This is a genomic window from Roseiflexus sp. RS-1 (assembly GCF_000016665.1).
GTDB lineage: Bacteria > Chloroflexota > Chloroflexia > Chloroflexales > Roseiflexaceae > Roseiflexus.
This window is the reverse complement of the sequence record NC_009523.1, coordinates 4,929,817-4,944,992: the sequence shown is the minus strand read 5'-3', so window position 1 is coordinate 4,944,992 and position 15,176 is coordinate 4,929,817. Positions and strand designations below refer to the sequence as shown.

The 15,176-nt window shown below is 65.6% G+C and carries 9 protein-coding genes; 6 read left to right on the top strand and 3 right to left on the bottom strand.

Going from position 1 to position 15,176, the window contains the following annotated elements; translation table 11 throughout:
- Positions 1–79: 79 nt before the first annotated feature.
- Both ROSERS_RS26245 and ROSERS_RS24415 read right to left on the bottom strand, forming a co-directional pair.
- Complete coding sequence (locus ROSERS_RS26245; RefSeq protein WP_011958638.1) at positions 80–2,827, bottom strand: AAA family ATPase; 2,748 nt, start codon at positions 2,825–2,827, stop codon at positions 80–82.
- A complete protein-coding gene (locus ROSERS_RS24415; protein WP_049767549.1) occupies positions 2,824–4,335 on the bottom strand; it encodes an AAA family ATPase in 1,512 nt (503 codons plus the stop codon). Before ROSERS_RS24415 ends, ROSERS_RS26245 begins: the two co-directional genes overlap by 4 nt.
- A 2,576-nt stretch (positions 4,336–6,911) precedes the next feature.
- Between ROSERS_RS24415 and ROSERS_RS20325 the strand changes: the two genes are divergently transcribed.
- Genes ROSERS_RS20325 through ROSERS_RS20300 form a run of 6 tightly spaced genes read left to right on the top strand, consistent with a single transcriptional unit; the run spans position 6,912 to position 12,916 of the window.
- On the top strand, positions 6,912–7,646 hold the full coding sequence (locus ROSERS_RS20325; protein WP_011958637.1) for a metal-dependent hydrolase: 735 nt from the start codon (positions 6,912–6,914) through the stop codon (positions 7,644–7,646).
- Positions 7,647–7,677: 31 nt separating this feature from the next.
- Complete coding sequence (locus ROSERS_RS20320) at positions 7,678–8,634, top strand: D-2-hydroxyacid dehydrogenase (RefSeq protein ID WP_011958636.1); 957 nt, start codon at positions 7,678–7,680, stop codon at positions 8,632–8,634.
- 39 nt (positions 8,635–8,673) lie between these two features.
- Positions 8,674–9,963 carry an alpha-L-fucosidase gene (locus ROSERS_RS20315; RefSeq protein WP_011958635.1) on the top strand — a complete coding sequence of 430 codons (1,290 nt, stop codon included), beginning with the start codon at positions 8,674–8,676 and terminating at the stop codon, positions 9,961–9,963.
- Between the two features lie 27 nt (positions 9,964–9,990).
- Positions 9,991–11,001 carry an N-acetylglucosamine kinase gene (locus tag ROSERS_RS20310; protein ID WP_011958634.1) on the top strand — a complete coding sequence of 337 codons (1,011 nt, stop codon included), beginning with the start codon at positions 9,991–9,993 and terminating at the stop codon, positions 10,999–11,001.
- Complete coding sequence (locus ROSERS_RS20305) at positions 10,998–11,615, top strand: NADPH-dependent F420 reductase (RefSeq protein WP_011958633.1); 618 nt, start codon at positions 10,998–11,000, stop codon at positions 11,613–11,615. Before ROSERS_RS20310 ends, ROSERS_RS20305 begins: the two co-directional genes overlap by 4 nt.
- The gene (locus ROSERS_RS20300; RefSeq protein ID WP_011958632.1) at positions 11,597–12,916 is read left to right on the top strand and encodes a sugar ABC transporter substrate-binding protein; all 1,320 of its coding nucleotides are present in this window, start codon (positions 11,597–11,599) and stop codon (positions 12,914–12,916) included. The genes ROSERS_RS20305 and ROSERS_RS20300 overlap by 19 nt, the downstream gene beginning before the upstream one ends.
- On the opposite strand, the gene ROSERS_RS20295 is transcribed toward ROSERS_RS20300, so the two are convergent.
- Positions 12,917–15,091: an amylo-alpha-1,6-glucosidase gene (locus tag ROSERS_RS20295; protein WP_011958631.1), complete on the bottom strand. Its 2,175-nt coding sequence runs from the start codon at positions 15,089–15,091 to the stop codon at positions 12,917–12,919.
- Between the last annotated feature and the right edge of the window lie 85 nt (positions 15,092–15,176).

The following is a 15,176-nucleotide window of genomic DNA, read 5'->3' as shown; positions in this document are numbered from 1 at the left end:
GTCAGAGACCCGCGCACCCGGCATCTCGGCGGAACGTGGAAACAGCGCTGCCCTATTGTACCTCATACGCGGGAACAGATCACCCCCCTCTGCCCATCTCCACCCAGCGCCGGAACAGTTCGACGGTGTAGCGCCACTGCCCATCGTGATCGTGCACCACATCGTGGCGGCGCAGTGTCTGGAGCGCCTGATCGACCGTGCGCTCCGGCAACCCGCTGATCTCGCACAGCCGGGCATGCGGCAGTCCATCGGGGTGCGGCGCCAGGCAACGCAGGATGGTGTGCTGCTCCGGCGCGCCATGCTGCGCCTGCCCCCACACACCGGTGAAGTAGTAGCGCGCCTGGTGATAGAAATCGGTGGTGATCACTGCTTCGACATCGGCGCGCCGGAAGCGTGGCTCCTGCGCCTTGCCCTGCTCGAAGGAGAGTGTGTTGAACCGGCTGACCAGCCGATGCCCGATCAGTTGCACCAGGTACGGCTGCCCGCCGGTCAGTTCCCAGATATGGTCAAGCGCCTCACGCTCGTAATCCAGCGCAAACTCCGGGTCGGGCGGGTTCGCCAGCACCTGATCGACCGCGCCACGACTCAGGAAGCTGACCTTGACCGGAATGACACTGGCGAAGAACGGCTGAAAATAGTCGCTGCTCATCTCTTCAAGGGTGTGCAGCCCGGCAAAGGCGAACGCAATCCGTTCGTCCATCTGGATGTAGCCGCGCAACGTCTTCAGGATGTCGGTCGGCAGTCTGTCGTTGGTGATCCACTCTTCCAGTTGCTCAAACTCGTCGAGCGCGATGATCAGGCGCTGCTCGTTTAGTATTGCGCTGACCTGCTTCAGGTAGCGTTCAAACGCCAGTTCGGGCCGCTGCTCAAACGCCGCGTCGTCAATCGGGGGCGCAGGTAACTGTTTGTGCTGGAGGGTATCGGCGATGCTGTCAGCCAGTTTCACAAACAGATCAGCAGCGCCGTTGCGCAGATCGCCGAGCAACAGAAGATTGACATACGCAACATGCACCCGGCTCCCCAACCGCCCATCCAGGTTGCGCAGGATCGACGTTTTCCCCATGCGCCGGTGCCCGAAGATCACCACCGACGGCGGGTTGGCGCTGCCGTACCAGAGTTCTTCAAGCCAGCGCAACACATCGTCGCGCCCTACCAGTCTATTTCCGGGCACCGGATCACCGATGATATAGGGGTTGCGCACCGGCTGCGTCGGCGTCGCCTGCCCAACCTCGGCGGTTGTATGGAGCAACAGGTCGCGCCAGGTCGTGGCAATCGCGCGCACCAGTTCCCGTTCCGCCCGTGGGATCTGTTCGATTCCGGTCAGAACCTCGTTCACCTCAGCCAGCGCCCGGTTCAGCGCCTGCGAACGCACCACCCGCGACACGCTCGTCTGCACCGTGTGCGCCTCTTGCGCTGCCCGCCGCAGGCGCTCGAGTGCGGGCCACGTCTCACGCTGCGCCAGCGGATCGCCGTCCGGCGGTTGGGTGGCGGTCAGGAATGATTCGTCTACGCCCAGTGCTGCCAGATCACCGAAACTGCTGCACCGCTGCGCCAGCGCCAGCGCACGTGCCAGCCGGTAACAGGCTTCACCGCCCGCCAGATCGCGCACCACGGCAAACGCCTGCGCCGCCCGCTGCGCGTCCTTCTGCGCAAGATGCCAGAACCCTGCGCAGACCGCCCGCGCCGGGGTGTCCAGCGCTGGGGTCAGCGAGAAACGATCCATCCAGCGCTGTTTGATCCGAGAAGGCAGTAAAACAAAGCCATCAATTGTTTCACGCCAGAGCGCACGACGCAGTGGAACGGCGCCGAACCGCACCAGATCCCAATCAAAAGGATCGCGGGCCAGCTCGGCGGCTGCCGGGATGATCTGCGCTGCCGGCAAGCGGACCATGGCCCGATTGACCGCCGCTGCCGCCGGGATGAACTGAAGGCTGTACGCCAGAATCTGGTTGATATTGTGGATGCCGACGCTCCAGTCGCGTATCAGCCAGCGCTCCAGGCGCGCCCGCAGACCGGGGATCGGGATGACCGTCACCCGCGGCAGCCACGGTCGCGGTGATACGGTGTGCCGTGACCAGATGAACCACGTCGGCAGCGCCAGCAGCAGGTAATCGGGCAGGCGCAGTACCGCCACGCCGACCGCCACGCCGCCCGCCACGCCGACCGCCACGCCGCCCGCCACGCCGCCCGCCACGCCGACCGCCACGCCGACCGCCACGCCGACCGCCACGCCGCCCGCCACGCCGCCCGCCACGCCGACCGCCACGCCGACCGCCACGCCGACCGCCACGCCGCCCGCCACGCCGACCGCCACGCCGACCGCCACGCCGCCCGCCACGCCGCCCGCCACGCCGCCCGCCACGCCGACCGCCACGCCGCCCGCCACGCCGACCGCCACGCCGCCCGCCACGCCGACCGCCACGCCGCCCGCCACGCCGCCCGCCACGCCGACCGCCACGCCGACCGCCACGCCGCCCGCCACGCCGCCCGCCACGCCGCCCGCCACGCCGCCCGCCACGCTGAACCAGGATATCGACACGCCCATCCCTTGCAGCGCAGTCGCGACTGCCGGTGGGATGAACAGGGTCAGAAACAGCCCCATTAGCGCCAGATCGCGCCGTACCGAATCACGCTGGATGACCATCCATACCTCGCGTCCGGTTACGTCACGGTGCTGCGGATCGGCGAAGGTCTGCTCATACCAGCGCAGCGCCTGCGGGAAGAAGAAGATCCAATACAACAGCCGCAGGTAATCGAGCGGGTTCCAGGGTTGCAGTCGGCGCCGGAGGCGGGGCGCCAGGTCGAGACGGGGCACAGGTTCGCTCATACGTCACCACTTGTTTTCGTCCGGTACAGGTTGAAGGCGGACTGCATCAGGCGCAACGGCAGGCCATTGCTGCTGCGCACCAGAAGCTCGATCTCACCATCGCTGAAGTGCACCGGCGTGCCACTCAGCCGCTGCTGAATGAACGTCCGCGCAGTAGCATTATTCCAGGGCTTCACATTGATCTGCTGGCAGATACCGGCCAGCGGCGAGGTGTTCAGTTCGCTATCGGGGAAGAGCCGGTCGAGCGGCGAGCGGGCCACCAGCACCAGTTTGAAGGGCGCACACTCGCCTTCAGCCAGCCCGCGCAGTTCGGCGCGCAGATTGTGACTGAAGCCGTCCCAGGTCATCTTTTCGATTTCGTCGAGTAAGAGCAACAGGCGTCGCCCGCGCAGCGCACGTTCTAACTTCCAGCCACCTTTCACCGTAGCGATCCCTGCCTCTTCGCAGAGCGCCTGGTAATAGTCATCTTCGCTGTGCAATTTCTGCATATCGAGCAGGATCGGTGTTCGCCCCAGTTCGGTTTCGGCGCGCTCTTTCAGCAGCGTCAACAGCGACGACTTACCGACGCCGCTGTCGCCGATGAAGGCAACGCTGCTCCCCGATCTGAGATAGTCGAGCGCCTGCTGCACTTCGCGCTGGCGGCCGAAGATGCGCGTGGGATCGGTGATCCGCCCGCTGAGCGGCGTAAAGGGGTTGGGCGGGTAAACTGCTGGCGGGTTTGGCGGTGATGCGGTCAGTTCACGGGCAACGGTCGCGGCATGACCTTGAAGGATGATAATCCGATTGTGGTCGCCGGTCACGATCACCGCGCCATCGGCGCTGCCGCCCAGGCTCACCGCCCGCTCGCCGGTTGCAATGGCGATCTGACCGGCACGCAACGCTTCGCGCAGCAGGTCGAGATCGGCAGGGGTGTAGACGCCGGATATGAAGCGCTCGATCACCCCGGCGAGTGATGGCTTGGGGGTGGCAGGTAACGCGGGCAACGCAGCCAGCGCCGCCTGCAATAACCGCAACGCCTCAGCGAAATCGCGGCGGAGCGCGGTTATCTCAGCGGCAATCGTATCGGTGTTGTCCTTCACTGCCGCAATATCGCGACTCTCGCTCAGCGCCCGCAGTTCCGGTCGCGCATCCAGTTCTGCCTCCAGCATGCGCAGGAAGTCGGCGGCGACGGTCGCGGCTTGGGCGTGGTGCGTCGGGTCGGCGCGGTGCAGTTGCGCTGCCCACAATGCAGCCATGCGCGCCGGATCGGGTTGCCCCCGCCGGGCGAGCAGCCGGGACAGCAGTTCAACGACCTCCGGTTGGGTCAAAAAGTGCTGATCGAACAGCGCGGCAGCCCATGCCGGATGTTGCTGCGTGAAATCGGTACAGGCGCGAGCCAGCGCGATCTGAAATCCATGCCGTTCGGGATCGATGCGCAGAACCGCGCGCACCCGTTCGGTCAGCCCGCTCTCCTGGAGCAGGAGGTTGAATACGGCTTCAGCGACGGCAGCGAAGAGCGTGTCGAACATGCAAAGACCTTACCGATCAATCGCTGTGATGAACGGATGCGCTGTGTGCGCATGCATAGAATCTACCACAAAAAGGTCATGTTACGTGATTGCTCGCGTCTCTCCTGGGAACGCGAGCGGCTCGACCACGCTCTCAGGGGCGCGGCGGGGCACGGCAGACCGTGCCCGTACGGGTCGCCCGCGCGCTCTGGGGGGTGGCGGGGCACGGCAGACCGTGCCCGTACGGGTCGCCCGCGCGCTCTGGGGGGTGGCGGGGCACGGCAGACCGTGCCCGGAGGGGTTGCCCGTGCTCCCAGGGGCGCGGCGGGGCACGGCAGACCGTGCCCGTACGGGTCGCCTGCACTCCCCGGGGGGTGGTGGGGCACGGCAGACCGTGCCCGTACGGGTCGCCCGCGCGCTCCGGGGGGTGGCGGGGCACGGCAGACCGTGCCCGGAGGGGTCGCCTGCGCGCTCCGGGGGGTGGCGGGGCACGGCAGACCGTGCCCGGAGGGGTCGCCTGCGCGCTCCGGGGGGTGGCGGGGCACGGCAGACCGTGCGCGGAGGGGTCGCCCGCGCGCTCCGGGGCGTGGTGGGGCACGGCAGACCGTGCCCGTACGGGTCGCCCGCGCGCTCCGGGGGGTGGCGGGGCACGGCAGACCGTGCCCGTACGGGTCGCCCGCGCGCTCTGGGGGGTGGCGGGGCACGGCAGACCGTGCCCGTACGGGTCGCCCGCGCGCTCTGGGGGGTGGCGGGGCACGGCAGACCGTGCCCGGAGGGGTTGCCCGTGCTCCCAGGGGCGCGGCGGGGCACGGCATGCCGTGCCCGTACGGGTCGCCTGCACTCCCCGGGGGGTGGTGGGGCACGGCATGCCGTGCCCGGAGGGGTCGCCTGCGCGCTCCGGGGGGTGGCGGGGCACGGCAGACCGTGCCCGGAGGGGTCGCCTGCGCGCTCCGGGGGGTGGCGGGGCACGGCAGACCGTGCGCGGAGGGGTCGCCCGCGCGCTCCGGGGCGCGGCGGGGCACGGCAGACCGTGCCCGTACGGGTCGCCCGCGCGCTCTGGGGGGTGGCGGGGCACGGCAGACCGTGCCCGTACGGGTCGCCCGCGCGCTCTGGGGGTGGCGGGGCACGGCAGACCGTGCCCGGAGGGGTTGCCCGTGCTCCCAGGGGCGCGGCGGGGCACGGCATGCCGTGCCCGTACGGGTCGCCTGCACTCCCCGGGGGGTGGTGGGGCACGGCATGCCGTGCCCGTACGGGTCGCCCGCGCGCTCCGGGGCGTGGTGGGGCACGGCAGACCGTGCCCGGAGGGGTCGCCTGCGCGCTCCGGGGGGTGGCGGGGCACGGCAGACCGTGCGCGGAGGGGTCGCCCGCGCGCTCCGGGGCGTGGTGGGGCACGGCAGACCGTGCCCGTACGGGTCGCCCGCGCGCTCCGGGGGGTGGCGGGGCACGGCAGACCGTGCGCGGAGGGGTCGCCTGCGCGCTCCGGGGGGTGGCGGGGCACGGCAGACCGTGCGCGGAGGGGTCGCCCGCGCGCTCCGGGGGGTGGCGGGGCATGGTCTGCCGTGCGCGGAGGGGTCGCCCGCGCGCTCCGGGGGGTGGCGGGGCACGGCATGCCGTGCGCGGAGGGGTCGCCCGCGCGCTCCGGGGGGTGGCGGGGCACGGCAGACCGTGCCCAGAGGGGTCGCCTGCGCTCCCTGGGGGGCGGCGGGGCACGGCATGCCGTGCCCGTACGGGTCGCCTGCACTCCCCGGGGGGTGGTGGGGCACGGCATGCCGTGCGCGGAGGGGTCGCCTGCGCGCTCCGGGGGGCGGCGGGGCACGGCAGACCGTGTCCGGAGGGGTCGCCCGCGCTCCCCGGGGCGTGGTGGGGCACGGCATGCCGTGCCCGGAGGGGTCGCCTGCGCGCTCCGGGGGGTGTGCTGTTCCAACGCTCAACGCTCCACAACCTGTGCTATACTATTTCGCGCCAGACGACATTGCCTCCAGGGTTTCTGTTGATCGATTGCTGAACGTTCTGACCGTGGGGTTGGTGAAGGTTGAGTTCGTGCGGGCTGAAGCCCTTGCTGAGGGTGTGAAAGTCATCCGCGCGTGCGGGCTGAAGCCCTTGCTGAGGGTGTGAAAGCCCCTGCGGGGCTGGGGCATGCGCCGTGCGTTGCCCGCGCGTGCGGGCTGAAGTGCGGGCTGAAGCCCTTGCTAAGGGTGTGAAAGCCCCTGCGGGGCTGGGGCATGCGCCGTGCGTTGCCTGCGCGTGCGGGCTGAAGCCCTTGCTGAGGGCGTGAAAGCCCCTGCGGGGCTGGGGCATGCGCCGTGCGTTGCCCGCGCGTGCGGGCTGAAGCCCTTGCTGAGGGTGTGAAATCCCCTGCGGGGCTGGGGCATTTGTTATGCGTCACTTGCAGCAGGTGCGTCGGGTTGATCGAGCCCGCAGGGCTTGCCCGATCTCAGGCAGGGCTTCAGCCCGCCTGAGATGTTGAATCTGATTTCGGAACTCACCAACATCCGTGCCAATCCGTGTTCTATTTCAGCTATCCAGGGCAACTCGTCGCATCCGTGCCGATCCGTGTTCTATTTCGGCTATCCAAAAAGATGAAAAGGAGGAGCGCGATGGCAACAATCGGTCGCGAGACGACGATCAGCTGGCTTGGACATGGCACGTTTCACATTCTGACTCCCGGAGGAAAGAAGGTGCTCATTGACGCCTGGGTTGACGGCAACCCGTCCTGCCCCGACGAGTGGAAACAGCGCGTGCGGAGCGAAGGTCTCGATGTTATCTTCCTGACCCACGGGCATTTCGATCACATTGCCGATATTCTGGCGCTGGCAAACGAAACGAGCGCAACCATCGTCGGGCAGTTCGACATTACTTCCTGGATCGCATCGAAGGGTGTCAGCCAGGATCGCCTGGTCGGGTTCAACAAAGGCGGCACCGTCGAGGTGGCCGGTATCCGCGCCACGATGACCCACGCGACCCATAGCAGCACGTTTACTGACAATGGCGTGATCGTGCCGATGGGCACCGAAGCGGGGTACGTGCTGCGGATGGAGAATGGGTTCACCATCTACCACACCGGTGATACTGCCGTGACCATGGATATGCAGATCATCGGCGACCTGTACCATCCCGAACTGGTCATCCTGCCGATTGGCGATCATTTCACCATGGATCCCATGCAGGCGGCGTATGCGCTGAAATTGATCCGTCCAACATTCGCGATTCCCGAACACTACGGCACCTTCCCGATCCTGCGCGGGACGCCGGATCAACTGCGCGAGCAGTGCAATGCCTTCGGCGTGAACGTCACCGTCATCGATTTGAAGCCCGGCGAATCGGTCAGTTGATGACCGTGGCTCGCCCGTTTGTGAGGTTTGCATGAAATTGCTTATTCCGCAGGCGCTCGCTCCTCTGCTCGAACCACGCCTGGCGGAGATCGCGCCTGACCTGTCGGTGGTGCGTTTTGATGATCAGGGCGAACCGGATGGCGACATCAGCGATGCGACCATCCTGGTTCGCTGGTGGACGCCGATGAGTGTTCTGCGCACGACGCTTGCGGCAGCCCCCGGATTGCGCTGGATCCATACGCCGAGCGCTGGCGTTGAGCATCTGCTCATTCCCGAAATCCTGGAACGCGACATTGTCCTGACGAACTCGGCAGGCGCCCAGGCCATCCCGATCGCTGAGTTCGTCATGATGTACATGCTGAACCATGTCAAACGCGCGTTCGACCTCAGGGCGCTGGCGCCCGATGAGTGGGAGCGTGGCGAAGCCATTCCGTGCGATGAGTTGTTCGAGCGCACGCTGCTGATCATCGGCTATGGGCATATCGGCGCGGAGATTGCAAAACGGGCGCGCAGTTTCGGTATGCGGGTGCTTGCCAGTCGTCGCCGCCCTCAACCAACCACCGATGTCGATCTGATCGTCGGTGAGCACGGCTGGCGCGATCTGCTCCCGCAGGCGGATTTCGTCGTGCTCGCTACACCGTTGACTGCTGCGACCCGTGGTATGTTCGACGCCGACGCTTTCGCGCGGATGAAACCGGACGCCTACCTGATCAATATCGCGCGCGGTCAGATTGTCGATACCGATGCGCTGCTGGACGCGCTCCACAGTGGCCGCATCGCCGGCGCGGCGCTCGACGCGCTGCCCATCGAGCCGCTCCCGCCTGACCATCCGCTCTGGAAGGCGCCCAACACCTGGATTACGCCGCATATCTCGTATGCGTCACCGCGTACCCGCGAACGCATCATCAACATATTCTGTGAGAACCTGCACCGCTATCTGCGCGGCGAACCGCTGCTGAATGTGGTGGATAAACAGGCGGGATACTGAGGTTGCACCGTTTATCTCTCAATGCGACAGGAGCCGATGATGCTCACTCCAACGCCAACGCGCGGCGATACGTCGTGGTTCGTCCGTGATCGCTTCGGCATGTTCATTCACTGGGGATTGTATGCGCTTGCAGCACGCCATGAGTGGGTCAAAAGCCGCGAGAAGATCGACGACGAAACGTATCAGCGCTACTTCGACCATTTCGATCCCGATCTCTACGATCCGCGCGTGTGGGCGCGCGCCGCGCGCGAGGCGGGGATGAAGTATGTGGTGATCACGACCAGGCACCACGAGGGGTTCTGCCTGTGGGATACGCACTATACGGCGTATAAGGCGCCCAATACCCCGGCAAAACGCGATCTGCTGAAACCGTTCGTCGAGGCGTTCCGCGCCGAAGGATTGCGCATCGGCTTTTACTACTCCCTCATCGACTGGCATCATCCCGATTTTCCGATCGATATCTACCATCCCCTCCGCGACCACCCCAATGTCGCCGAATTGAATGCCGGTCGTGACATTCGACGATATGCCGCATATATGCGCAATCAGGTGCGCGAACTTCTTACCGGCTACGGACCGGTGGACATCATCTGGTTCGACTTCTCCTACCCCAACCGCGCGTACAACGGTCTGCCGGGCAAAGGACGCGCCGATTGGGAGAGTGAGGCGCTGTTGCGGCTGGTGCGCGAACTGGCGCCGGATATTATTGTCAATAATCGTCTCGATCTGCCAACCGAGTTCGCCGATGTGCATACCCCTGAACAGTTTCAACCGCGTGAATGGGTGCATGTCAACGGCGAACCGGTGGTGTGGGAGACGTGCCAGACATTCAGCGGCTCGTGGGGCTACCACCGCGACGAGATGACCTGGAAAAGCCCGGAACAACTCATTCAGATGCTGATCAACTCGGTGGCTTGCGGCGGAAACCTGTTGATGAATGTTGGTCCCACCGCGCGCGGCACGTTCGACGACCGGGCAATGGCCGCGCTCAAGGTCTATGCCGACTGGATGCGCCTGCATAACCGCTCGATCTATGGCTGCACGCAGAGCGAGTTCGCCGCACCGACCGACTGCCGCCTGACGCAAAATGGGAAACGGCTCTACCTGCACATCTTTTCCTGGCCCTTCCGCCATGTGCATCTTGACAGCATGGCAGGCAGGGTGGAATATGCGCAACTCCTCCACGATGCCAGCGAGGTGAAACTGCTCGAGCCGGGCAGGCACAGTGAATGGAGCATCGCTGAAACTGCCGCCGATACGCTGACACTGGAATTGCCGGTGGCCAAACCCAGGGTAACGGTGCCGGTGGTAGAATTGTTCCTCCGTTGAGGCGGTTGTTTCCGCAGGGAAGGGTGTATGCGCCACGGGTACGTTCTGGGCATTGATGCTGGCGGTTCCAAAACCCACGCACTGATTGCCGATCTGGAAGGGCGTGTCGTCGGTTGGGGGCAGAGCGGACCCGGCAACTGGGAGGGTGTGGGTCTCGACGGCGCTGCAGCGGCGTATGCACAGGCAGTCGATGCGGCGCTGGAGGTGGCGGGCATTTCCCGCGATGCGCTGATCGCTGCCGGATATGCGCTGGCAGGTCTCGACTGGGAGAGTGATCATGATCGTCTCACGCCGGTGGTGACGCGCCTGGGCGTACCCGGTCCGTTCATCCTGGTGAATGATGCGTTTGGCGCCCTGCGCGCCGGTTCTGCCGATGGATGCGGCGTTGTCGTCATCGTGGGCACGGGTTCGACCGTCGCCGGACGAAATCGTCGCGGCGATACCTTTCGCACCTTCGGTTTGGGAATGGTGTGGGGCGACTTTCACGGCGCCACCGGGCTGGTGTGGGAAGCAACCCGCGCCATCGGGCACGCCTGGATCGGACGCGGACCGGCGACGGCGCTGACCGATGCTTTTGTCCAGGCGTATGGCGCTGCCGGTCTGCTCGATCTGGTTGAACGGGTCTCGCGCGGCGCGGCGCCGCACCCCGATGGACGACTCGCGCCGCTGATCTTCGCAACCGCAGATGCAGGGGACGAGGTTGCCTGTCGGATCGTTCGTCAGGCGGGTGAGGACCTGGGACAGACGGCGGCAGCGGTCGTGCGTAAACTCGGTCTCGGCGCTGAACCATTCGACCTGGTGCTCGCCGGCGGCGTCTTTCGTTCGCGGAATACGCTCCTGATCGAAACGCTTGCCAGCCAGGTGCGCCTGGAGTCTCCGGCGGTACGTGTTGTGCTGCTCGAAGCGCCGCCTGTGGCGGGAAGCGTCCTGCTGGCGTTCGATGCTGCCGGTCTGCCAACGCCGCCTGCGCTCCGTGAGCGGTTGCTGGCGGAAGCGCATCACCGGTTCGATATGCTTCAGAGAGGAATACCGCAATGACCGTCATTGCACTGATCGGCACGGGAAGAATGGCAACCGGACTGGGAACCGGCTGGGCGCGCGCCGGTCATCAGATCGTGTTCGGCTCACGCACACCCGCCGAAAAACAGCACCTGACCGCAGATCTTCCCGGCGCCCGGGTGACTGACTACGCCGGGGCGTTGGAGGACGCAACGGTTGTCGTGATCACGCTGCCCTACCGTGAAGTGGCGCCGTTTTGTCGCAGCCACGCTGCGATGCTGCGTGAACGGTTGGTGATCGACATTTCCAACCCGTTTGACAATCTGCCCGACAATCGCATTGCCGGCGCTGAAATCACCCGCGACGCCATCGGTCCTGGCGCACGGGTCGTGGCGGCATTCAAAACCAATTTTTCGACCACGCTGCTGACGCCCTTCAACGCCGATGGCATCCAGCGCGATGTGTTCTACGCCGGCGATGATGAAGCAGACAAACGAATCGTCGCCGGTCTGATCGCCGACCTTGGATTCCGACCGGTCGATTGCGGCGGATTGCACAACGCGCGCATCCTCGACGGCATGGTTCCCCTGATCATCGAACTCGACAACCGGTACGGTGGCGCGTGGCAGACGACATGGAAACTCCTGCCCTGACCATCCGCCGGTATGCCTGTGCGCTGGCGATCATGCTGCTGGCGGCATGCAGTCAACCCGGTGCAGCGCCGCCAACACCGGCGCCTGCTCCAACGGTTGCGCCGACAACGCCGGCAACGCCGCTGCCTTCGCCGACCGCTCCACCGACCGCAACGCCGCCACCCACACCCACTCCGGCGCCCGAACCGCTGACGGTGTGGGTGGCGGCTGACGAAGCGCACCGCGACGCACTGACCCGCCTGCTCACCGACGCCGCTGCCGAAACCGGCGTTCCGGTCCGCATCATGAGCGGCAGCCCCGACGCCATGATCGCCCGGTTGCGCGTTGATCAACTCGACGGGCGCCCGCCGCCAGACCTGATCTGGGGGAACGGCAATGACCTGGCAATCCTGCGCACGATGGGGCTGATTCAGGCGACGCGTCGGACGGCTTCTCCCAACGACACGCTGCCCGCTGTCATCACCGGCGCCACTACCGACGGTCAACAGTGGGGTGAGCCGGTTGCGGCGCAGGGATTCTTGCTGCTGCTCTACAATCGGAAACTCGTGGAACATCCGCCGCGCACCGTCGATTCACTGATCGCCACTGCGCGTGCCAACACTGGCGGCAATCGGGTCGGACTGGTCGCCGGATGGACCGAAGCGCGCTGGTTTGCGTTGTGGCTGGATATGACCGGTGGAACGATGCTTGATGCTGATGGGATGCCGCTACTCGACACACCCGCAGTTATCGCAGCGCTCGATCTGCTGCGCACCATGCGACGGTATGGACCGACATCCCCCTCGACCTATGACGAAGGCGCACGGTTGTTCCGTCGCGGCAGGGCAGCGCTGGCAATCGACGGCGACTGGGCGCTGGAGAGTTATCGCGGATTGACCGAGACGCTGGAGTTGGGCATTGCGCCGCTGCCGTTGACCAGCCGCGGAACGCCAGCGACAGCGCCGCTGACCGGCGTCTACCTGATGTACGGCGCCGCGCTCGACGCCTCACGCCTGGCACAGGCGGAAGCGCTTGCACAGACCCTGCGCGAACCGGCATGGCAGGCGCGCATTGCCCGCGACACAGGGATGCTCCCGGCTTCCATCGCTGCACTGAGCGACCCGGCGGTCACTGACGATCCGGCGCTTGCCGCCGCAGCGCAGTACGCCAGAAACGCACCCGGCATCCCGCCCGACCGCCCGATCCGCTGCGCCTGGGATGCTATCGAAGCGGCGCTCTCCCCGTTTTTGCTTGGCAAACGCACCGCCGCCGAAACCGCATCAGCGATGCAACAGCGCGCCGACGCCTGTGCACGTCAGTAGTCACTGCTCGACCTGCACATTGACCCCGCCATCCGAAATGACCTCCACCCCGGCGCGGGTCGCGCGGAAATCCACCCGCCGCTCGCCGACCCGCAGGTTCCGCACCTCGACCATCGAGAGCCAGGGGGGCAGGTGCGGCGCAAGCCGCAGCGTATTTGCGAACGCATCGACCTCCAGCCCCAATATGCTCTGCACAATCAGCAAGCCTGTGCCAGCAGCCCACGCCTGGGGACGGCAACTGACCGGATATGGAACAGGGCTATCGAACATGCCTGGCTCGCGGTCATACCCGCACATCAACTCAGGCAGGCGGCACAGATGAACATGGGATGCAGCCTCAAGCAGACGACCGGCAATCTCGTTCGCCTGGTCACGGAACCCGCTGCGCGCCAGACCCCACAGGATCAGGGAATTGTCGTGGGGCCAGACACTGCCGTTGTGATAACTCATCGGATTGTAATTCGGGTCTGCCGCACTGCGCGTGCGCACCCCCCAACTCGACAGCATATCGGGCGCAACCAGGCGCGCTGCAACCTGCGCGGCGCGTTCCGGCGTCAGAATGCCGCACAGCAACGCATGACCCGGATTGCTGGTCACCTCGCGGACAGGACCCTTGCCGACCTCGATTGCCTGGGCATAGAAGCCTTCTTCAGCCAGCCAGAAATCGACGTTGAAGCGCTCTTTCAGGGTGGCGGCGCCGGCGCGCACCTCCGCCGCGCGATTGTGATCTCCCATCAGTTCCAGCAGATCGGCCATCCACGTTCTGGCAGCATACGCATATGCCTGCACCTCCACCAGCGCCAGCGGCGGCGTTGCGAGCGTCCCATCCGGGTGCACCACCGAGTCGCGCGAGTCCTTCCACCCCTGGATGCGCAACCCGGCTGATGAGCGTGGCTCGAATGCGATGTATCCATCCCCATCCGCATCGGCATAGAGGTCCATCCAGTCGAGTGCAAGCAGCGCAGCCGGCAGCAGATCATGGTACAGCGCTTGATCGCCGGTCCAGCGCACGGTCGTGGCGAAGAGCATCAAAAAGAGCAGTGTCGAATCGATACTGCCGTAGTACGGATTGAACGGCGCACTATTGGTATTGGCAAGCTCACCGAAGCGCATCTCGTGGAGAATCTTGCCAGGTTGCTCATCGCGCCAGGGGTTATCCTGTGTCCCCTGATGCTCTGCCAGGTAACGCAACGTTCCCCGCGCAAGATCAGGGTGAAACCAGAGTGTCTGGAGACTGGTAATCAGCGAGTCGCGTCCAAAGGGCACGGCAAACCAGGGAATGCCGGCAACCGGCAGGAGAACATCGCCAAAACGGGCGGTCAGCGCACGGAGGTCATAACTGCTGCGCCGCAACAACCGGTTGAGCGTCGGATGATCGGTCATCACCATCGCCGTGGCATCGTCCCACGCCTGGTACGAAGCACGCACCTCGTCCAGCGCCTGCTCAAATGTCAGATCACGTTCACTTCCCGGATGTCCGGTTGCGTGGATCGAAGGCGTCATCGTCAGTGTCACGCTCCACGTGGCGTGGGGCGCCAGTTCGACCCGCCAGTGCACCTGTGCGCGCGCCGGCGTCGGCAACTGACGCAGACGCCGCGATCCTTCACCCTGCGGACCACGCGAAGGCGGCGGCGCCTCAGCACCGAGGATGTCCACCGTATCGGGGATCGCGCTCAGGTCAATATCAGTGACGCGCACAACCTCATCGGCGCCGCGATAGACGAACCTTAACCGATCACCCTGATAATCGACCGGTTCAATCGTTCCGCGAGGACCGCCGGCAAAGCCGCGCACCAGGAAGATGTCGGCGAAATCGACCGCCATCTCGATAGTCAGATCAAACGCAACCGGCGTGCGGTTGTAGTTGGTGAGCGTGAGCCGCTCGAACACCGCATCGCGCACCACCCGCTCGCGTCGCACCGCTATCGTCTGACGGTCAATGCCGCCTTCTGCGCTTCGCAGTGCGCCGTTCGTCAGCAAACAGACCGCGTGATAGACATGCTCATCGTTCCAGGATAGCAACTCGAGCGGTTGACCGTCGAGGCGCACCTGGAGCGCGCTGAGATGGCGCGTATCGTAGAAATAGAGACCCAACGGCGTATCCTCGACAGGAATATCGCCATCGTGACGGCTGATGATGAACGTGTGATTGTCCGAAACGACAAGGTATTCCACAGCGCCTCCGCTGTGCACGACACCATAAGCACAGGCGCCCTCCGAATATCGCACCGTCAGCGACGAAGGAATGCGCGTGTGCAAT

Coding starts and splice junctions, on each gene's coding strand:
- ROSERS_RS26245 (WP_011958638.1), bottom strand. CDS start 2,827: ATGAGCGAACCTGTGCCCCGTCTCGACCTGGCGCCCCGCCTCCGGCGC.
- ROSERS_RS20300 (WP_011958632.1), top strand. CDS start 11,597: ATGGAAACTCCTGCCCTGACCATCCGCCGGTATGCCTGTGCGCTGGCG.
- ROSERS_RS20305 (WP_011958633.1), top strand. CDS start 10,998: ATGACCGTCATTGCACTGATCGGCACGGGAAGAATGGCAACCGGACTG.
- ROSERS_RS20310 (WP_011958634.1), top strand. CDS start 9,991: ATGCGCCACGGGTACGTTCTGGGCATTGATGCTGGCGGTTCCAAAACC.
- ROSERS_RS20320 (WP_011958636.1), top strand. CDS start 7,678: ATGAAATTGCTTATTCCGCAGGCGCTCGCTCCTCTGCTCGAACCACGC.
- ROSERS_RS20325 (WP_011958637.1), top strand. CDS start 6,912: ATGGCAACAATCGGTCGCGAGACGACGATCAGCTGGCTTGGACATGGC.
- ROSERS_RS24415 (WP_049767549.1), bottom strand. CDS start 4,335: ATGTTCGACACGCTCTTCGCTGCCGTCGCTGAAGCCGTATTCAACCTC.
- ROSERS_RS20315 (WP_011958635.1), top strand. CDS start 8,674: ATGCTCACTCCAACGCCAACGCGCGGCGATACGTCGTGGTTCGTCCGT.